The sequence below is a fragment of the Embleya sp. NPDC005971 genome (genome assembly GCF_040629175.1).
Classification (GTDB): Bacteria; Actinomycetota; Actinomycetes; order Streptomycetales; family Streptomycetaceae; genus Embleya.
Genome location: NZ_JBEXUX010000047.1, coordinates 62,338 through 82,464, shown reverse-complemented (window position 1 = coordinate 82,464; position 20,127 = coordinate 62,338). Strand labels below are relative to the sequence as shown.

The window sequence follows — 20,127 nt, the reverse complement described above, 5'->3', positions numbered from 1 at the left end:
ACGCGGAGGAGGACCACCAGCGTCGCGAGGCCGCGGAGACCCGCAACCAGGCCGAGCAACTGGTGTACACCACCGAGAAGTTCATCAAGGACAACGGCGACAAGGTGCCGGCCGACGTCAAGACCGAGGTCGAGACGTCGCTGACCGAGCTCAAGGACGCGCTCAAGGGCGAGGACCTGGCCGCCATCCGCGACGCCGCGGAGAAGGTCGGCACCATCAGCCAACGCATGGGCAGTGCGATGTACGCGAACGCCCAGCCCGGCGCCGAGAGCGCGGCCGGAGCGGGCGCCGGAGCCGGACCCGGCACCGACGCCGACGACGACGTGGTCGATGCCGAGATCGTCGACGACGACAAGCGGGGAGGTGGTACCGGATGAACCGGACCTCCACCGGCCCGGGGCTGTTGCCGGTTCCCGTCGAACGTCCGCAATCGCCGATCCTGGCCGCTCTGTTGGCCGAGATCGCGGCGCTGCGCGGGCAGTTGGGCGAGCGAGCGGACGAACTGCGGCGGCTCCAGGCCGACTACGACACCTATCGGGCGCATGTGCGGCGGGATCGGCTCGCGATGCGCGAGGTCGCGCTGGCCAATGTGCTCACGCCGCTGTTGCCGGTGGTCGACGACTTCGACCGGGCCGGTGCCGCCGGCGCGGTGACCCCGGGGGTGGCCGGGGCGGTCGAGGCGCTGGAGCACACGCTGGCGGCGCTGGGATTGTCCGGGTTCGGCGCGGTCGGAGACGAGTTCGACCCGTACATCCACGACGCGTTGGCGTTTCGGGGCGAGCCCGGGACGGATCCGCCGATCTGTTCGGTGGTGCACACCCCCGGATACCGGGTGGGTGATCGGTTGTTGCGTCCGGCCCGGGTCACCGTGACCGGATCGCCGGCGGGCGACGGGCGGGCGGGCGAGGACCCGGCGTCGGCCGGCCGGGTCGCGGACGACGCGGAACCCGGATCGGGATGACGGAAGGGAGCGGAGCATCGTGGTGCGCGGGTCGCACCATGTCGGTGCGGAGGGGACGACCGGCACCGATCGGATCGGGGGCTTGGAGGCGACACTCATGCAGATCGTCGGATGGCACATCGAGATGGAGTTCAAGGAGGACGGCAAGCGCACCGAGGCCGCCGCACTCCTTCGGCTGCGGGACGGAACGGAGATGCGCTCGCATGCCCATGCGAGCCGCTTCCCGGAGGACCCGGATCAGCCGCAGGTCGGCGAGGAGATCGCGGCGGCCCGGGCGTTGACCGATCTGACCCGGCAGTTGCTGGACAAGGCGGCGGGTGAGATCGAGACGACGACTCGGCGGCCGGTGCAGTCGCTCTCCTGATTCGCGGATCCGGGTGGTCGGCCCGGCGGCGGCGCGATCGGCGGCGGCGCGATCGGCGGGGGTTCGATCGTGCGGGTGTCGACGTGCCGCGCGTCGGCGGATTTTGCGCCACCGCCCCGGAGTTGTGGGGCTTGTGGCGAGGGGTCGACGGCGGCGGTACTCTTAGCGCGACCAGTCGATTACCGTGTGTGGTCGGTCGATGGTCACAGTCACCGGATGCGGCACCCCGTGCGAGGGAAGCGCGGGAGGGTGGCGCGCGATCGCCCGGTGTGCGTGCGACGGCGGGGGGCAGTGAGAAGCCGATGAGTGCGGCGATCGAGGTAGTCGTGATCACCCCGGTCCGGATCTATCGCGAAGCCACCATGCGCGCACTCGCCGACGAACCGGCGTTGCGCCTGGTCGGCTCCGGAGGCTCCGCCTCCGAGGCGGTGGCCGGCGCCCGCCGTCTGCGCCCCTCGGTACTCCTGCTCGATCTCGCGACGCCCGACAGCATCGCGGCGATCCGCGCGATTCGGCACGGCTCGCCGGAGACCCGACTGATCGCGCTCGGGGTGGACGAGGCGCGCGACGACGTGATCACCGCCGCGGAGGCCGGGGTGGCGGGCTTCATCGGGCTGGAGTACTCCGTGTTGGAGACCGCCGCGGCCATCGTCGGCGTGGTGCGTGGCGAGGCTTCGTGCAGTCCGCGGATCGCCGCGCTGCTGTTGCAACGGGTGCAGTCGCCCGCCATCGGTGCGCAGCGCGGGGTGCCCGCGTTGCCGGAGACGCTCACCGCGCGCGAACGGGAGATCCTCTTCCTGATGGCCGAGGGGATGAGCAATCACGAGATCGCCCGGCAGTTGTCCATCGGCCTCTCCACCGTCAAGACCCATGTGCACGCGGTACTGCGCAAGTTGGGAGTGCCGCATCGCGAGGCCGCGGCGATGTTGCTGCGCTCGGTGCGCACCCGGCGTGCGCCGGATCACGAACTGCCGGTCGACGGTGGGCAGAAGCGCTCCTGAAGTGGATGTGCCGTAGGGCGTGTCCTGAAGTTCCCCGGTGGATACACCCAGGGCGCGCGCACGCCGTGCGCGCGCCTGCCGGCGATGTGCGCGCTCCGCGGCCGGTTGTGGACGCCCGGCGGACGGGCATCCGCAACCGGCCTCGGTCCGTTCGGAAGTCGGGCCCGGTTTCGATGGGGTGGACCTCGATCTCCACCTCGGGTGGAGGTGGCGACGTCTGCGGTCCACCGCGGATCTACTCCCGGGCCGGCAAAGATCGTCCTTTCGGGTGGATGACGTGCTCCCGGCCGATGATCAAGGATCGCGACATGGCCGCCACCGCCTCGATCGCCGCGAGCGCATCCGCGATTCCCGACCTCTCCGGCCTGGAGCGGTGGATCGCGGACGTGTTGTCCCGGGCCGTGGCGGCGATCGACCGGCAGCCCGAGGAGAGTTCGCTGGAGCGGCTCTATCCGTCGTACGGCGAGGTGCTCGCCGCGCTGGCGGACGAACCGCGCCCGGAGCCCGCAGTAATAACGGGCCCACCGTTGCCCGCGCACATCGCCATGCCGCTGACCCGCCACGGCTTCGACGCGTTCGATCTGGCCGTCGTGGCGTTGGCGCTCGCACCCGACCTGGACCCCGCGTTCGGTCGGGTGATCGGGTGGCTGCAGCGGGATCCCGGGCAGCCGTACCCGACGCTCGACCTGCTCGCCCGGTTGTGCTGTGCGAACGGTGCGGACCGGGCGACGGTCGCGGTGCGGCTCTCGTCGGCGGGGCCACTGGTGCGCTGCGGGATGGTCGAGCCGCTCGGCACCGGCTCCGGGCCCTCGTACGCGAGCGCCGTGCGGCCCTCGGCCGTGCTGTTGCGGCGGATCTTCGCGGTGGCCCGACTGGCCGACGAACTGGTGCCGTTCGCGACCCTGGACACCTACGTGCCCGCCGGCGTGGCCGATCCGGAGACCGCCGAGGTGTTGGTCGGCCGGCTCGCGGGGGACGACCCGACGCTGACCCACCTCTACGGCGCGGCGCCGGCGCAGGGTCTGGATCTGGCCTGGTGGAGTGTGTCCCGGGCCGGTCGTCGGGCGTTGACCGTACGACCGGAGGCGCTGACCGACCCGGCCCTGGTGCGCGGACTGGCCGCCGAGGCGATCCTGCGAGAGGCCGTGCTCGTGGTGGACGCACACACGCTGACGCCGGCCGCGTCGGTATGGGAGCGGTTCCCGCACGCCGTCGTGATCGGCGGTCCCGACTCGCTCGCGCCGACCGGGCCGGAGGTGCCGGCCGAGCGGGTGGTCTCGTTGCCCGTGCGGCGCGCGCCGGCGACGGGCGGCCCGGGCGGCCTCACCGCAGCGCTGGCCGAGTGGGGTGTGCGGGTCACCGGCGGTGTCGGGGCCGATCCACTGGCCGGGTGGACCCACCTCGCCGGCCCCGAACTGCGGCAGACCCTGGACGCGGTGGCCGCCAGGGCCCGGGGACGGGTCGAGGCGGGCGGCGAACCGCGGATCGCCGCGACCGAGGCGGCCGAGGTGGCCGCGCGGGTCACCGGCGGCGAACTGGGTCGGCTCGCCACCCGGTTGAGCACATCGCAGGACTGGTCGGCGCTGGTCGTGCCGACCGACGTCGGCGAGCGGCTGCACGACGTGTGCGCGCATCTGGGCGCCCATCGCACGGTGCTCGACGAACACGGATTCGCCGCGCGGCCGGGCCAGGGACGCGGCGTGTCGGTGTTGTTCGCCGGGCCCAGCGGCACCGGCAAAACGTTCGCCGCGCGGCTGGTCGCGGGCCGGCTCGGACTGCCGCTCTATCGGGTGGACCTGGCGTCGGTGGTGTCCAAGTACATCGGCGAGACCGAACAGAACCTGGATGCGGTGTTCACCGCCGCCGCGCGCACCGACGCGGTGCTCCTGTTCGACGAGTGCGACGCGCTGTTCGGCAAACGCAGCGAGGTGCACGACGCGCGGGATCGCTACGCCAACCTGGAAGTGGCCTACCTGCTCCAGCGGTTGGAGGATCACGACGGGCTCGCGGTGCTGGCCACGAACCTGCTGCACCACATGGACGACGCGTTCATCCGGCGGCTGACCTACTGCGTGCACTTCCCGTTTCCCGAGGTCGCCGAGCGGCGGCGGATCTGGCAGGGCGTCTGGCCGCCCGCGCTGCCGCGCGACGTCGACGTGGACCTGGCCGAACTGGCGGAGAACTACCCGCTTTCCGGCGGCCACATCCACAACGTCGCGGTCGCGGCGGCGCACTTGGCGGCAGCCGACGGGCGGGTCCTGGACCGGGCCGCGGTGCTGCGCGCGATGGCACGCGAGTACGACAAGATCGGGCCCCTGCCACCGGCGCCCGTCGCGCTCGGGGTGCTCTGATGGCGTCGGGCCCGAAGGCGGGCGGCGGCGCCGGGGCGCACCTGCCCGCCGCGCTGGAGTCGCGGACCGAGCACGCCCGGCCGCTGGACGCGTCGGTACGGGCTCCGATGGAGCGCTCGTTCGGTGCGTCGCTGGGTGACGTGGTGGTGCACACCGACGCCGAGGCGGCGGCGTCCGCCGATCGCCTGGACGCGAAGGCGTACGCGGTGGGTCGGCACGTCGTGTTCGGGCCGGGCCGCTACGACCCGCACTCGCCGGCCGGGCGGGCGCTGATCGGTCACGAACTCGCGCACGTGCTCCAGCAGCGGCGCGGTGGCCCGGCGCCCGGGCCGGACGGGGTGCACCCGTCGGGCACCGCCGCCGAGGGCGCCGCGCACGGCGCGGGCGCGCGGGCCGCCGCGGGACTGTCCGCGCCCGTTGCGGGCGGTACGGCGGCCGGGGTGTCGCGTGCACCCAAGGGCGAGGAGGACCAGGCCGCGGCCAAGGCGGAGGCGCGTGCCCTCAACATGCAGAACCTGGGCATGGCGGAGGGAGTCCTGCTGGAACTGGCCGGGATCCCGGACACCCTGGTCGGGTTCGTGTACAGCGTGCAGGAGTTGCGGGGGCAGGCCGTCGACAGGGTGACGTCGGACCTGGACCTGAGCGCCGAGAACCGGGCACGGGTGCGGGCCACATCCGATGCGTTGGCCGGCGCGCCGGTGCTGGACGCGGTGCGCGACTGGGCCAAGACGGTCGATCTGGTCGATCCGACGACCCATGCACCCACCATCGCCCCACTGGTCACCGCAGGCGGTGACTGGGTCGAGAAGAAGTACGACCAGACCTTCGGGACCACGAGGCCGCAGAACGACGACCTGTTCACCGATCGGGAGTTGTACGAGATCTTCGGGCAACTGGGCGCGAAGGTCGTGCTCACGGCGCTCGACGTCGAGGTGGTCAAGACCGCGCTTGCCGCGGTGAACATCGTGGGTGCCATCAAGCCGATCATCGACGCCTTCAACAGGATTCCGCACGGTGGGTCGCCCACCGAGGAATTCTGGACGGCCGTGGTCGCCGCGGTGCTCACCGTGGCCGGCATGCGCGCGGGCGGTGCCAACAAGAAGATCGCCCGGCTGCTGATCGACCTGGCGTTGGCGGGGGTGACGCTCAAGCCGTTGGTGGTGCGGATGGCGCAGGACTGGGCGCGGGCGCCCGGAGCGGACCGGGACGCCGCGCTCAAGCAGGACGCGAAGGACTTGGCGAAGGCCGTCCTGGCTCTGCTGCACCAGATTCTTCTGCAGGCCGCGCTGAGCCGGACTGCGAAGGCTCGTGGTGAGGGGGCACCGGCGGCCGGCTCGCCGAAGGCGGGCAAGGAGGAATCGACGGCACCGACGCAGCCACGCTCGGGCGGCGAGCCGCGCACTCCGTTGGACATGCCGGCGCCACCGGTGACCGCGCCCGCCGTCGTGTCGCCGACACCCGCGGTGCCGGCTGCCGCGCCGAAGGCCGGCGGTACGAAGCCCACTGTCACGAACGTTCCGGGGAAGGCCGCGGCCAAGCGCACCGGGCACACGTCGCAGGCCGTGACGCCGGTCCCGGCGGCCGGTACGGCTGAGCAGGCCGGCGCGACGAGCGCGAGTTCGGCGAAGGCCGAGCCGGGGCCGGCGGGTTCGGCGGGTTCGGTCGAGCAGGTTCCGGTGCCCAAGGCCGCGCCGGTGAAGGCACCGGTGAAGGCACCCTCGGTGCCTCCGGCCAAGGCCGCCTCCGGATCGGCCGACGTCGGAGAGGCGCAACACGGCGCGGGGACGGCTGCGCCGGCCCCGGCGAAGGCTCCCGTCCCAAAGGCCAAGGCGGCTGCGGCGCAGAAGGCGTCGGACGGAAAGGCGGCTGCGGCGGCTCGGAAGGAGGCCGCCGCGAAGAAGGTTGCCGACCGCAAGGCGGCGACCGGGGCCCGGAAAGAGGCTGCGGCGGCTCGGAAGGAGGCCGCGGCGAAGAAGGTTGCCGACCGCAAGGCGGCGACCGCGGCCCGGAAGGAAGACGCCGCGAAGAAGGCCGCCGACAAGAAGGCGGCGACCGCGGCCCGAAAGGAGGCCGCGGCGAAGAAGGCCGCCGACCGCAAGGCGGCTGCGGACAGGGCCGCATCGGCGAAAGCCGCACCGAAGACGACCGAGCAGGCTCATCGGCAGCAGCTCAAGGAGGCCAAGGCCCGGGCCAAGGAGTCGCGCGCCGGCATCTTCTCGGACGAGGACACCTACAACCGGCTGAAGACGTATTACGAGGGCCAGTCGGACCGCGTGCTCGCGGCTCTGGAGAAGAGCGGCGATTCCGTGGCCGGGGCGGTCCTGACCGAGCGGTATCGGCGACGTTCGGGTGCCGACGTGGAGCGCGAAAGGGCGAGCGAATATCGGCCTCCGCACCAGGCGCACGTGGTGGTCGTCGACGACGAGACCGGCCTCCTGGTGCGGGACGGGACGACGATTCACAGCGGTGGTGTCGGCAAGGCGCGGCGGGCGGAGGTGGGGATGCGGCAGGCCAACGACGAGAGCCACACCGAGTTCAAGGCGGTGCACGAGATCCCGCTGAAGCCCGGGCAGACGATGCACATCATCGGCCAGTACGACCCCTGCGGCCCCTGTGTGCGGGCGATGCGGCAAGCCGCGAACCGCACCGGAGGCCGGATCACCTACTGGTGGCAGGGTGCGCCCGACAACGAGGCCCTCGTCTTCGAACCGGCCTCCCCGAAGGGCAAAAAGCCGTGATCGACATCCTCGACCTGATCATTCGGGAGACGCTGGTCGCCGGGGTGCCCGGGCTGACGAGTGCGCGGATCGGGTTTCAGCCGCCCGACGACGACTGGCGACAGCGGGTCGGCGCGAGTACCGGGGTGTGGGTCAACTGTGCGCTGGTGGACCTGCGCGAGGATCGGCATCGGCGGATGAACATCCGGCGGCGGGTCGGCACCCCCGCCGGGATCGTGGACCGCCGGGAGCCGGCGTGGATCCGCTGCCACTACCTGATCACCGCGTGGAACGCGGCCAAGGACAGTGCCCAGATGCCCGCCACCGAGCAGGAGCACACGGTGCTCGGTGCGGTCCTGACGTTGCTGCTCGACGCGGACCCGATGGTCGCCTCGGCGATCCTGACACCCGAGCAACTGGCCAAGCTGCCCTCGACGTTGCGTGACGCGGAGCTGCCGGTGGAGGTGGTGCCGCCGGACGGCTTCGGCAAGCTCGCCGAGTTCTGGGGCACCGTCGGCCGGGCCACCTCGTGGCGGCCGGCCGTGTATCTGATCGTCACCATGCCGGTCCCGGAACCGGATCGGCGGCTCGACGGCGTCGTGCACACGGTGCTGACCTCCTACGACGCCGTCCCGGGGGAAACCGGTGCCGGCGAGCAACTCGCCGACGTGGGCGGCCTGGTGCTCGACGCCACCGGCGGCCCGGCGGTGCCGCCGATCCCGGTGCCGGACGCGGACGTCGTGTTGGCGGACCCGGCGGGCCGCGAGGTGGCACGGGTGCGCAGCGGCGACGACGGGCGCTTCGTGCTCGTCGGCCTGCGGCCGGGCGCCTACCTGGCGCGGGTCACCGCCGCCGGACTGCCGCCGCCCGCACCCGCCGACGTCCAGGTCCCCGGTTCACCCGACGCGTTGATCGAACTGCGCTTCACCTGAGAGGACACCCGCCATGGCCGTGCAGGTCTCGTACCCCGGCGTCTACATCGAAGAGACCGAGCCCGCCGCGCCCATCCAGGGCGTGTCGACCAGTGTCGCGGCGTTCATCGGCATCAGCGCACAGGGGCCGATCGCCGAACCCACCCTGGTGACCAGCCCGGACGCGTTCACCGCGCTGTTCGGGCCGCCGGTGGACGGCGGCGAAGTGCCCTACTATCTGCCGCTCGCGGTGGACGGGTTCTTCCGCAACGGCGGCACCCAGTGCTTCGTGCTGCGGGTGGGCACCGCCGCACCCGCAGGTGCCGATCTGCCGGGTCGCGCGACGGGCGCACCGGCGGTGGCTCGCGCGGTGGCGCTGGTGGACGGCCCGGACGGCGCGGGTGGTTCGGTGCGGATCGTGGATTCGAGCGCGTTGGCCGCCGCGTTGACCGCGGCGGGCGCCGGGACGGATCTGCCGGTGGTGCGCGGGACGGCGAACATCACCGCCGTGGACGCCACCCGGCGGGTGCTCACGGTGAACGCGGTCGACGGTCTGGCCGCCGGTGAACGGGTGTCGGTGGCCAAGGGCGCGGAGACCCGGACGCTGCGGGTGAAGTCGGTGCAGGCGCCGGACACGATCGTGCTCGACGAGGGTCTGTCCGGCACGATCGACTTCGTCGGCGGCACGGTGACCTCGGCCGATCCGGTCGCCGGCGACACGGTGTTGCGGTTCACCGTGCCGGCCGGTGTCGCGCTGCGCCCGCTGGTACCGGTCGGCTCGTCGGTGCGGATCGGCGACGGCACCAGCACCGAGTGGGGGATCGTCGCCGCGGTCACCAACGACGCGATCACCCTGCGCAGGCCGCTCACCAAGACCTACAAGCTGACCGGGCCCACCCGGGTGGCCACGGCCGAGTTCGACCTCACCGTCACCGACCGCGACGGCAGCGTGGCCACCTACCCGAACCTGTCCACGACGGCCTCGCATCCGCGCTGGTGGGGCGGCCCGGCGGTGCCCGCGAACTACCTGCGGATCGTGATTCCGGCGAACGCCCCGACGCCGGCGGGCGATCCGCGGCCCAAGGCCGGGACGTACGTGTTGGCGGGTGCGGTCGCCGACGCCCCGGCGACGTCCTGGGCGGATGTCGCCGGGCGGATCGACGAGCATCTGCGGCTGTTGCGGCCGATCGACGAGATCTCGCTGGTCCTGGCCCCGGGTTGTACCGACATCGGCGCGCAGCGGGCGATCGTCGAGCACTGCGAGTCGCTCCACGACCGCTTCGCGATCCTGGACAGTGCGCCCGGCGTCGACGTGGTCACCGTCAAGGCGCAACGCGCGCAGCTCACCGGCGCGTTGGACAAGGGCTTCGCGGCGTTGTACTACCCGTGGATCCAGCTCCGCGACCCGTCGAAGGCGGCGGTGGTGCTCCAGCCGCCGTCCGGGCACATCGCCGGGATCTACGCGCACACCGACGCGACCCGCGGGGTGCACAAGGCCCCGGCCAATGTCGGCATCGCGGGTGCGCTCGGGTTGGAACGCCGGCTCGGCGACGCGGATCAGGGCCTGCTCAACCCGGACGGCGTGAACGCGCTGCGGATCCTGCCCGGACGCGGGTCGCCGGTGGTGTGGGGCGCGCGGACCACGACGGGCGACCGCAACTGGCAGTACATCAACGTGCGGCGGTTGTTCCTGTTCCTGGAGGAGTCGATCCAACTCGGGCTGCGCGGCGCCGTGTTCGAGCCGAACGACCTGGAGTTGTGGGGCCGGCTCCGGCACACCCTCACCGAATTCCTCACCCGGGTCTGGCGGGACGGCGCGCTGTTCGGCGCCAAGGCCAAGGACGCCTTCTTCGTCCGCATCGACGAGGCGTTGAATCCGCCCGGCACCCGCAAACTCGGGTTGCTCTACATCGAGGTCGGCGTACAGCCGGTCTATCCGGCGGAGTTCATCGTGGTCCGGATCGGCATCTGGGACGGCGGCGCGGAGGTGAGCGAACAGTAGCGGGCCGGCCGCGCGCGGCGGCGCGCACCAGACCGCGGGCGGGCCCGTTCGCGGGCACCCAGGATCGGCAACGGACAGGCAGCGGAGGACGCCGTGAGCACGGGCGATATCCAGGATCCCTTTGTCAACTTCAACTTCAAGGTCGAACTCGACGGCATCATCCGGGTCGGGTTCCACGAGGTGACCGGCCTCGACGCGACGGTGGACGTGATCGAGCACCGCGAGGGCGGGTGGAACATCACCCCGTACAAGTTCCCCGGTCAGGCGAAGTACGCGAACATCATGCTCAAGTGGGGCATGACCACCGACACCGAGTTGTACGAGTGGCATCAGCAGATCGTCGAGGGCGACATCCTGCGGCGCAACGGCGCGGTGTTGTTGTTGGATCGGCGCGGGGTGGTGACCGCGCGGTGGAATTTCGTCCGGGCCTGGCCGACCAAGTACACCGCGCCGCCGCTGACCGCCGAGTCCGACGACATCGCGATCGAGGCCCTCGAACTGGTCCACGAGGGTCTGGTGCGAGTCCAGTGACGATGCTGCAGATCGAACACGATTTCACCCTGCCGATCGGGCTGCTCGGCGAGGACGGCGCGCTGCATCGCGACGGCACGATGCGATTGGCCACCGCCGCCGACGAGATCCTGCCGCTGGCCGACCCGCGCGTGCAGCGCAATCCGGCCTACCTGTCGGTGATTCTGCTCAGCCGGGTGGTCATCCGGGTGGGTGGCGTGGAGACGGTGACGCCGCGCACCATCGAGACCCTGTTCGCCGCCGACCTGGCGCATCTCCAGGAGCTCTACAACCGGATCAACACCGTGGACGAGCCGGTCCGTTCGGCACCCGGGTCCTGCCCGAACTGCGGTGAGGAGGTCCGTCCGGGCCACGAGCGCCTGGGGGGATCCGTGGATATCCGGTCGATCGGCTGAGGGAGGAGATCGCCTTCGTCGCCTACCACCTGCACTGGTCGCATGCCGAGCTGATGGGCCTCGACCACGGCGAGCGCCGTCGGTGGGTGGAGCGGGTGTCGGCCATCAACCAACGCCTCAACGAGGCGAACTAGCGCCGGGCGCACCGGGCGTGGCGATTCCCGAGGACGGCACATCGGTCGCCGGGGCGAATACCGGGCACCGACCGCCGACTTCGAGGCGAGGACCGCACACCGAGGACCGCACACCGAGCACCGGGCACCGAGCCGAGTACCGCACACCCGACAACCGCGCACCACGAGACCCGCACCGCGAGATACCTACCGCGAAAGGAGAAGACCGTGATCGTCACGGCAGCACCCGCACCATCGGCCGGATGGCCGGTCCGATCCGCCTCGGCGGCGATGCTCGCCGGCGTCCGGTCCCGGGCCGAGGGCATCGCCGGTCATCGGGCCGCCGGCCGGGTGGAGCCCTGGTCGCCCGGGGTCGGCCTGGTGTTGCACCTGCCGCCGCGTCCGGCCCTCGGGCGCGCACCGCGTCCGACGCCCGGGGTCGCTCCGGACATCCGGCGCTGCGCACACGTGCGACTGGACGTGCGGGTGAGCGTGCCACGCATGGTCGCGCTCGGCGGCCCGCAGCCGGGCGGGTCGTTCGGCGCGCCGGCCGCCGGATCGGGTCGGTTGCCCGCGCCGGTGTTGCGGACCGCGTTCGCGGGGCCCGGTCGTGCGGTGGCCGAACGGGCGCGGGTGACGCGGGAGTTGTACGAGCACGGCGTCGACCACGGTCGGCGGATCGAGGAACCGGGCCGGCCCGGCGCGACCCCGCGTGCGGGTGGGTCGGCCGCCCCGCCCGGCCGGAGCCGCGGCCCGCGCGGTGGCTTGACGTTGGCGCTGCCCGGCCGCCCGGCGCCGACCCCGACCCCGGCCGAGCGGCAGCCCGCGCCGGCCGACCCGTCGGTGCGCGCGCGGGGCGATCAGGCGTACGGCCCCGGCGCGCCGGCGCCCGCGCTCACCTCGGCCGATCTGCCGCGCCTGGTGGACGGGGTGGTCCGGGAGATCGACCGTCGGGTGCTGGCCCGCCGGGAACGTCGGGGGTGGAGCCGATGACCGTGATGGAACGCGCGACGATCACCAACAGCGTCACCGGGGCCCGTACCCGGGTGTTGTTCAATCCGGAGGACTACACGATCAACCGGGACACCACCTATGCCCAACTCCCGGTGCCGGGGCTGTCCGCGCCGATCGTGCAGTTCGTGCACGGCAACGCGCAGACGCTGGAGATGGAGCTGTTCCTCGACTCGCTGGAGGCGAACGACCAGGCGGGCGCGGGCAGCGACGTCCGGATCCTGGTCCGGCGGATCGTGGATCTGATGGACATCGATCCCACGTTGCACGCGCCGCCGCCGCTGGTGTTCGCGTGGGCCGGCCTGACCTTCACGTGCGTGCTGACCCGGGTCGTACAGAAGTTCGTCATGTTCAAGCCGGACGGCACCCCGGTGCGGGCCCGACTGACGGTCTCCTTCAGCGAGTTCCGCAATGTGGACATGGAGGCCAAGGAGGTCAAGCGGCAGACCTCGGACTACACCAAGGCACACACCGTGGTCGCCGGGGAGAGTGTGCAGTCGATCGCCTGGCGCGAGTACGGCTCGGCGTCCGCGTGGCGGCCGATCGCGCTGCACAACGGCCTGGACGATCCGCGGGTGTTGCCGGTCGGCGCGACACTTCAGTTGCCCCGCCTGCCGTATCGGGACCCGGCCACGAACGAGGTCTTCGACGCGCCGCCCAGGGAGGTGCCCGCATGAGCGCGTTCCCGCAGTACGCCCCGGAGATGCGGCTGCGCTTCGCCGGCCGGCCGGCGCCGGCGGCGTTGCGCGGCTCGGTCACCGGCGTGGTCTGCCAGACCGGCATGGGCGACGCCGATCGGCTGGAGGTGTCGCTCGCCAACGAGGGGTTGCGCTGGCTGGACGACCCGCTGTTCCGGCTGGACACCGAGGTGAGCATCGCGCTCGGCTACGCGCCGGACGAGCCGAGCCGGCTGTTCGTGGGCGAAGTCGTGGGCACCGAGGCGAGTTTCCCCTCCGACGGCATGCCGATGTTGCGGGTGGTCGCGCAGGACCGGCGGACCCGACTCGCCGCCGCCTCGCCGGCACGCTGGTTCGGCGTACCGGTGCCCAAGCTCGGGGTGATTCCGCTGCCGGACCTGGTGGTCGCGCCGCTGCTCGCGGTCGAACACGGCATGGTGCCGCTGCTCGACCCGCTGGGCGCGTTCCTGTCCGCGGCGCTGGGTGTGGTGGACGTGGTGGCCACCATCGAGGACCCGAGCATGCGCCAACGGGTGGTGCGCCGCCAACACTCCGAGACCACGCTCGACTTCCTGAAGAAGATCGCGGTGGAGAACGCGTGGGAGTTGATCGTCGACCACGACGCGGAACCGGCAGGCTTCGTGCTTCGGTTGATGTCGCCCGCAGGGAACCTCTCCTCCGACGTGACCTTGCGCTACGGGCGTTCGCTGATGGAGTTCACCCCGCGGATCAGTACGGTGGGCCAGGTCGCGAGGGTGTCGGTGCGGGTGTGGCGACCGGAGATCGGGCTCGAACTGACCGTCTCGGTCGGCTACGACTGGGATCGTCAGGCGCTCGCGATCGCGGTGACACCGGGATTCGCGCAGCCGCCCGGCGACGCTCCGGGGGCGGCGGACGCACGGCCCGCCCGCGAGGTGCTCCTGGTCGACGAGCCGGTGACCATCGCCACCGCGCCGCGGCTGATCGTGTCCAAGCTGCTGCCGAGGTTGAACCGGCGCGTCACCGCGAGTGGGACGTGCGTCGGCGATCCGCGGATCACCGCCGGACGGGTGTTGCGGATCGAGGGCGTCGGGGAGACGTTCGGCGGCCTGTGGCGGGTGGTTTCGGCGCAGCACACCCTCGACGGCGGCGGCTATCGCACCTCGTTCGACCTGCGCAAGGAGATCTGGTTCGGCGGCATCCCGCCCGCGTCCCAGGGCGCGGTGCGGGTCCAGGGCGGGTTGTTGTCGCTGCCGGCGCCCAATTCGTGAACAACCGCCCGCCCGCCTCGACCCGTTGCCGTGTATCGCTCGATTCCTGGGAGGACCGCATGTTCGAACCGCTCTTCGACGCCCTCGACGACATCCACGAGTCCGACAGCCCGCGGGTGACCGGCGTGGCGCCCGCCACGGTGGTGGACAACCTGGACCTGACCGGGGCCGGCCGGGTGCAGGTCAAGTACGCGTGGTTGCCGGGTGTCGAGCCCTGGGCGCGGGTGTGCGCCACGGTGGCCGGCTCCGGCTCGGGGGTGTGGTTCATGCCGCAACCGGACGACGAGGTGTTGGTCGCGTTCCGCGGCGGCGACGTGCGCGAGCCGTACGTGCTCGGGGGGTTGTGGACGATGACCTCGCGTCCCCCGGTGGACCTGCCCACCGACTCGGTCACCAAGCGGGCCATCCGCACGCCGGTGGGCCACGAGGTGGTCATCGACGACCTCGTGCAGTCGATCACGTTGACCCACGCGCTGGGGCACTCGATCGAGCTCGCCGTCGACGGGATCACCCTGGCCGTGGCCGGCGGCGCCGCGAAGATCTCGCTGAGCACGTCCGGCGCGGTGACCGTCTCGGGCACCCGCTCGGTGGAGGTGAGCGGCCTGGACGTGAGCGTCAAGGCGGGCAACGGTCTGTCCGCGAACGCGACCCGCGCGGACATCCAGGCCGCCGCGACGTGCAGCATCCAGGGCGCCATCGTGAAGATCAACTGACCTGTTCCCGTTCGCCGTTGCCCCTGTCCGATCACCCTGAAGGAGGCCGCCCGTGCCCGCAGCAGCGCGTGTCACCGACCCCACCGGTCACCCCGGCCTGGTCACGGGACCCGGCGTGCCCACCGTGCTGATCGGCGGACTGCCCGCCGCCGTGCAGGGCGACATGCACGCGTGCGCGTTCCCACCACCCGCCGTGCACCCGCCGTCGCCGTTCACCAAGGGCTCCGCGACGGTGCTCGTCGGGGGGCGCGGCGCGCTGCGCCAGGGCGACCTGGCGGGCTGCGGCGCGCCGGTGGTGGCGGGTGTGCCGACCGTGTTGATCGGAGGTTGACGGTGGCCGAACCGACCGCTCCGGCGACCCCCGACCCGGTGGGGCGTACGCCCGACGATGCCGCCGTGCTGGGGCGGGGCTGGGCCGCGCCGGCCCGGCTGGACCCGCTGGGTGAGGCGGCCCAGGCGGCGGGGCCGGAGAAGGTCCGGCAGTCGGTGCTGCTCATCCTGGGCACCCGGCGCGGCGAGCGGGTGATGCGGCCCGACTTCGGGGCCGGACTGGAGGACATGTTGTTCGAGCCGGTCACCGCGGCCACCGCCGCACTGGTGCGGCTGCGGGTGGAACAGGGTTTGACCGCGTGGGAGCCGCGGATCGACGTGCTGGGCGTGGACGTGTCGGTGGCCGATCGTGCGGCCGGTCGGCTCGACGTGCGCATCGACTACCGGATCCGGGCCACCAACACCTTCTACAACCTGGTCTATCCGTTCCATCTGCACGAGGGGGCGGCCACGTGAGCGCGCCGCGCAGTAGGGCCGAGGTGGTCGCCGCGTTGTTGGCCGCGCGTACCGGGTGGGTGCCCGACTGGCATCCCACCCCGGGCGGACCGTCGATGGGCGTGGCGCACGGGCTCGGCGCGCTGCTGGCCGCGTTGGAGGAGCGGCTGGCCGCGCTGCCGGATCGGCAACTGGCCGCGCTGCTCGACCTGGTGGGGGTGTCGCTGCTGCCCGCGCAGGGCGCCGCCGGCACCGTGTTGTTGCAGGCGCTGCCCGGGGTGAGCGGGGCCCGGGTGAGCGCCGGGTCGCGGCTGGGTGCCACCGTGCCCGGACAGGACGCGCCGCTGATCTTCGAGACCCGCGAGACGGTGGCGCTGGCGGGCGCGCCGCTGGTCGAGGTGTGGAGCCTGGACCCGGGCGCGGACGCCGCCGCCGACCACTCGGCCGACGTGCCGGCCCGCCGCCCGGTCACGCTGTTCACCGGACTGCGGCCCGCCGTACGGGAGTTGTACCTCGCGCACGAGACGCTATTGGCGTTCGCCGGGCGGGCGACGGTGGAGATCACCATCGCGTTGCGCCGGCCGGCCTCGGCCGCGCTGCGGATCACCTGGACGTGGTGGGACGGCACGGCCTGGCGGCCGTTCGCGCCCTGGGGCGCCGGCGACGACGCGTCCCGGGACGGGACTCTGGGCCTGACCCGCTCCGGCACGGTGCGTCTGGTCGCGCCGTGTGCGACGGCGGTGGCCACCACCGTCTCGGGCACCGAGTCGTATTGGCTCCGGGCCCGGTTGGATTCGCAACTGAGCGGGCGGCCGGGCTTCGTGGCACCGGAGTTGGCGCACCTGCGGCTCGCGACGGTCGGTTCGCACGCCCGCCTGGCGCTGTTCGCGGGTCCGCCGACCGGTGCCGACACGACGGTGACCATCCACGCCGCGCACGGCACCGCGGCGCCGGACGCGGCGACCCTGCACGTCGTGGACACCACGGCGGGCGGCAAGGAGAACCTCGCCGCGAAGCCCGACACCCCGGTCGTCGTCGCGGCCGAACACCAGGGCCACACCGTACGGTTCGGCGTCACCGTGCCGCCGACCGCCGCCGACACGTTCACCGCGGGCACGGCCGTGCCGAAGCCGGGCGTGGACTATTTCCCGTTGGACGACCCCGACGACCTCACCGCGCCGCTGGCCCTGGACGCCCCCGCCCACCTGGACCTGACCCTGCGAACCGGCCTGGTTCCGGACAAGGCGGTCGCCGACGCGCAGGCGGTGGACCTGACCCGGGCGTTCACCCCGCTGGGCCCGGCACCGGTGCGCGGCAGCGCGTTCCACGTGGCCTGCGACGCCGCGTTCGCCAAGCCGGGCGCCCGGGTGACCGTGGTGGTGGGCCGCCCCCGCACCGCGGCCGAGGAGGCCGACCAGCGCACCGGCGAACTGACCGGCGGGGTACAGAACGCCAAGGAGTTCCGCGACAAGACGGTGGCCGACATCCGCGCCGTGGCGACCAGGTTGGCCGCGCTGACGGCGGTCAGCGGCGACCTGGGACGAGCGGTGGTCTCGCCGCTGTCCGGCGAGGACCCGACCACGTGGTACACCCAGGTCAAGGCGCACCTGCGGGACGCGCTGACCTCGTTGCGCGGCGCCGCGCAGGCCGAACCGGGCCTGTTCGCCAACGTCGGCTCCGCCCGCGACCGGGTCAAGGCCGCGCAGACCGCCGCCGATCCGGCCGCCGACCTGGCCGCCGCGCTGGCCGCGCTCGGCGGCGCCCCGCGCGCGAGCGCCGCGCTGCTCCTGGCCACCGCCGACGCCACCGCGCAACTGTCCGCCGGCGCGAGCACGTTGACCGCGCCTCGGGCCGCGCTGGCCCAGGCGCTCGCGAACGGCACGGACGCGCAGGTGGTCGCCGCACACGGCGCGCTCGGGTCGGCGCTGGGCACCGTGCTGGCCACGCCCACCCCCTACCTGGCGGACACCCCGCTGCCGTCCTTCCTCAGCTCCGACCCGCAGGTGTTCGTCACCGACGTGACCGCGCGCATCGACGCCGCCAAGGCCGCCGTGGACACCCAGGTGACGACGGCCCGTACCATCGCCGCCGCGCTGGAGAACCTGGCACCGGAGGACCTGCTCAAGGCGGTCGCCGGGGCCCAGACCCCGAACCAGCTCACCGCGCCGGAGGTGACCTGGGAGTACTTCGACGGCACCCGCTGGCGGGCGATCGGCGCGGCGGGCGCTCCCGCCGTGCTGGCCCTGCAACGCTCGGGCGCCCTGCACTTCACGGTGCCGGACGACTGGGCGCCGGCCTCGGTGACCGGCGACGAACGCCGCTGGTTGCGGGCCCGGCTGGAACGCGGCAGCTTCTCGTTCCTGCGTCAGGTGAGTTGGACCGACAAGTCCGGCGTGCTCAACTTCCTGCCCGTGGTGGAACCCCGGCCGCCGGTGCTGGACCGCTTCGAAGTGTTCTACCGACATGTCGCCGGGCCGGCCGACCCGCGGCACACGCTCGCGCTCGACGACCACGCGTGGGCGGACCTGACCGCCGCCCTCGCCTTCCCCGGCTCCGGCGCGACCCCGTTTCGGCCGATGGTCGAGACCGCCCCGACGTTGTATCTGGGCTTCGACGGCGAACTGCCCGCCGACCGCCTGGGCCTGTACGTCGAGCCCGCCGGCGAGGACCCCGACGCGGTGCCGGTACGGCCCACCTGGGAGGGCTACGACGGCACCGGCTGGGTCGCGTTGGCCACCGACGACGGCACCGAGGGCTTCACCCGGGCGGGCGTGGTCGGCCTGATCTGGCCCGGCACCGGCGGCCCACCCGGGGCACCGGTCACGGGCGCGGCCGACCACACGATCACCCTGCTCGGGCGCGGCGCCGCCGCCCGATTCGCGCCCGGCGACCGGCTGTTGCTCACCGACCTGCGCGGCGGCGAGCCGGTCGTGGTGGCCGCCGCCGACGGGGCGACGCTCACCGTACGGGACCGGCTCACCCGCGCCTACGCCGGCGGCGAACTTCGCGACGCGCCGCCGGCCCGGTTCGGCACGCCCCGCACCTGGATCCGGGCCCGCTTCCCGGCCGAGGCCGAGCCCCCGCAGCCGACCCTGAACGCGCTGGTGCCCAACGCGGCGCAGGTGCGGCAGGTACAGACGATCACCGACGAACTGCTCGGCTCGGCCGACGGCAGCGCCGGGCAGGTCTTCCGCACGCTGCGCACGCCGGTGCTGGACGGCGCCGTGCTGGAGGTGCGCGAACTCGACGGCGACCGGGCCGCGGTCGACCTGCCGCTGCTGCAACGGGAGTTGGCCGAGCGGGCGGGCGCGGCGCTGCGCACCGTGGCCGATCCGCGCACCGGCCGGGTGGGCGCGGTGTGGGTGCGCTGGGACGAGGTGCCCTCGCTGGGCCTGGCCGGGCCGGGCGACCGGGTGTACGTGTGCGACCACGCGACCGGACGGGTGTTGTTCGGCGGGAACGGGCACGGACGGGTGCCTCCCGTGGGGCCGGACAACGTGCGGTTGCGGGTGTATCGCTCCGGCGGCGGCGCGGCCGGCAACGTGCCCGCCGGCGCGATCACCCAGGCGGTCGGCGCGGTGGCCGTGGGCGGGGTGAGCAATCCGCGCGGAGCGAGCGGCGGCACCGACGCCGAAGGTTTTCCCGACGTGTTGCGGCGCGGCCCCGCGCTGCTGCGGCACCGCCGGCTCGCGCTGACCGAGACCGATGTGGCCGCGCTGGCCCGGGAGACCGTCCCGGCGATCGCGGCGGCCCGCGCGTTGGGTGCGCGCGACCGACACGGGCGGGTGTCGCCGGGCGTGGTCCGGCTGGTCGTGGTGCCTCGGGACGGCAGCGACCGGCCGGAGCCCACCGGCGAATTGTTGCGTCGGGTGCGCGACGCGGTCCGGGCCCGGATGCCGGCGGCGGCCCGGCTGGTGGTCGAGGGCGCGCGCTACTTTCCGGTCGGGGTCGCCGCCACGGTGCGGCCGACCCGGGCCGGGGACGCCGGGCCGGTGCGCGGCGCGGTGCTCGCCGATCTGGCCCGCTTCCTGCATCCGCTCGACGGCGGTCCGGACGGGACCGGATGGCCGTTCGGCCGCGGCGTGTACCTGTCCGATCTGGCCCGGCGGCTGGAGGCGGTGCCCGGGGTGGACGTGGTGACCGCGCTCGACCTGACGGTGGACGGGGTGCCGGCCGGCGACGCGGTGCGGCCGGCCGCGGACGCGGTGGTGTGCGCCGGCGCACTGGTGGTGCGGCTTGCCGGGGCGTCACAGGGGTCGCCGGGGTCTTCGGCGCCTTCGGGGTCGTCGTGCGCGGGCGGTACGACGGCGCCTTCGGCGTCGCCGTGTTCGCGGTCCTTGCGATCGCCCGGAAGGGAGCGCTGAA

At 73.2% G+C, this 20,127-nt stretch carries 18 protein-coding genes; all 18 read left to right on the top strand.

The features are described from left to right. Positions 1–377 (top strand): Hsp70 family protein (locus ABZ374_RS33010; RefSeq protein ID WP_360318149.1); only part of this gene is annotated, 377 nt, incomplete at its 5' end. Continuing rightward, entirely contained in the window at positions 374–961 is a 588-nt protein-coding gene (gene grpE / locus ABZ374_RS33005; protein ID WP_360318146.1) for a nucleotide exchange factor GrpE, read from the top strand. The genes ABZ374_RS33010 and grpE, both read left to right, overlap by 4 nt. Before the next feature lie 97 nt (positions 962–1,058). Continuing rightward, positions 1,059–1,325 (top strand): DUF1876 domain-containing protein, encoded by a 267-nt coding sequence (locus tag ABZ374_RS33000; RefSeq protein WP_360318144.1) that lies wholly within the window; start codon positions 1,059–1,061, stop codon positions 1,323–1,325. 302 nt (positions 1,326–1,627) lie between these two features. Then, positions 1,628–2,326, top strand: a complete 699-nt coding sequence (locus tag ABZ374_RS32995) for a response regulator transcription factor (protein WP_360318141.1) — start codon at positions 1,628–1,630, stop codon at positions 2,324–2,326. A gap of 308 nt (positions 2,327–2,634) precedes the next feature. Further along, a complete protein-coding gene (locus ABZ374_RS32990) occupies positions 2,635–4,677 on the top strand; it encodes an ATP-binding protein (RefSeq protein WP_360318138.1) in 2,043 nt (680 codons plus the stop codon). After that, positions 4,677–7,415, top strand: a complete 2,739-nt coding sequence (locus ABZ374_RS32985) for a DUF4157 domain-containing protein (protein WP_360318136.1) — start codon at positions 4,677–4,679, stop codon at positions 7,413–7,415. The genes ABZ374_RS32990 and ABZ374_RS32985 overlap by 1 nt, the downstream gene beginning before the upstream one ends. Beyond that, positions 7,412–8,326 carry a Pvc16 family protein gene (locus tag ABZ374_RS32980; RefSeq protein ID WP_360318133.1) on the top strand — a complete coding sequence of 305 codons (915 nt, stop codon included), beginning with the start codon at positions 7,412–7,414 and terminating at the stop codon, positions 8,324–8,326. The genes ABZ374_RS32985 and ABZ374_RS32980 overlap by 4 nt, the downstream gene beginning before the upstream one ends. Positions 8,327–8,339: 13 nt before the next feature. Beyond that, complete coding sequence (locus tag ABZ374_RS32975) at positions 8,340–10,307, top strand: phage tail sheath subtilisin-like domain-containing protein (RefSeq protein ID WP_360318130.1); 1,968 nt, start codon at positions 8,340–8,342, stop codon at positions 10,305–10,307. A 93-nt stretch (positions 10,308–10,400) separates the two neighbouring features. Then, positions 10,401–10,838, top strand: coding sequence for a phage tail protein (locus tag ABZ374_RS32970; protein WP_360318128.1), 438 nt, complete (start codon positions 10,401–10,403; stop codon positions 10,836–10,838). 2 nt (positions 10,839–10,840) lie between these two features. Next, positions 10,841–11,233 carry a hypothetical protein gene (locus ABZ374_RS32965; protein WP_360318125.1) on the top strand — a complete coding sequence of 131 codons (393 nt, stop codon included), beginning with the start codon at positions 10,841–10,843 and terminating at the stop codon, positions 11,231–11,233. Further along, positions 11,206–11,367: a DUF6760 family protein gene (locus ABZ374_RS32960; RefSeq protein WP_360318151.1), complete on the top strand. Its 162-nt coding sequence runs from the start codon at positions 11,206–11,208 to the stop codon at positions 11,365–11,367. Before ABZ374_RS32965 ends, ABZ374_RS32960 begins: the two co-directional genes overlap by 28 nt. Positions 11,368–11,574: 207 nt before the next feature. After that, positions 11,575–12,339 carry a hypothetical protein gene (locus ABZ374_RS32955; RefSeq protein ID WP_360318122.1) on the top strand — a complete coding sequence of 255 codons (765 nt, stop codon included), beginning with the start codon at positions 11,575–11,577 and terminating at the stop codon, positions 12,337–12,339. Further along, positions 12,336–13,034: a peptigoglycan-binding protein LysM gene (locus tag ABZ374_RS32950; protein WP_360318120.1), complete on the top strand. Its 699-nt coding sequence runs from the start codon at positions 12,336–12,338 to the stop codon at positions 13,032–13,034. The genes ABZ374_RS32955 and ABZ374_RS32950 overlap by 4 nt, the downstream gene beginning before the upstream one ends. Then, complete coding sequence (locus tag ABZ374_RS32945) at positions 13,031–14,284, top strand: hypothetical protein (RefSeq protein WP_360318117.1); 1,254 nt, start codon at positions 13,031–13,033, stop codon at positions 14,282–14,284. The genes ABZ374_RS32950 and ABZ374_RS32945 overlap by 4 nt, the downstream gene beginning before the upstream one ends. 59 nt (positions 14,285–14,343) lie before the next feature. Next, on the top strand, positions 14,344–14,997 hold the full coding sequence (locus ABZ374_RS32940) for a phage baseplate assembly protein V (RefSeq protein WP_360318114.1): 654 nt from the start codon (positions 14,344–14,346) through the stop codon (positions 14,995–14,997). 52 nt (positions 14,998–15,049) lie between these two features. Next, positions 15,050–15,328: a PAAR domain-containing protein gene (locus ABZ374_RS32935; RefSeq protein WP_360318111.1), complete on the top strand. Its 279-nt coding sequence runs from the start codon at positions 15,050–15,052 to the stop codon at positions 15,326–15,328. 2 nt (positions 15,329–15,330) lie between these two features. Next, positions 15,331–15,783, top strand: a complete 453-nt coding sequence (locus tag ABZ374_RS32930; RefSeq protein WP_360318109.1) for a GPW/gp25 family protein — start codon at positions 15,331–15,333, stop codon at positions 15,781–15,783. After that, entirely contained in the window at positions 15,780–20,126 is a 4,347-nt protein-coding gene (locus ABZ374_RS32925) for a hypothetical protein (RefSeq protein WP_360318106.1), read from the top strand. Before ABZ374_RS32930 ends, ABZ374_RS32925 begins: the two co-directional genes overlap by 4 nt. Position 20,127: the final 1 nt, after the last annotated feature.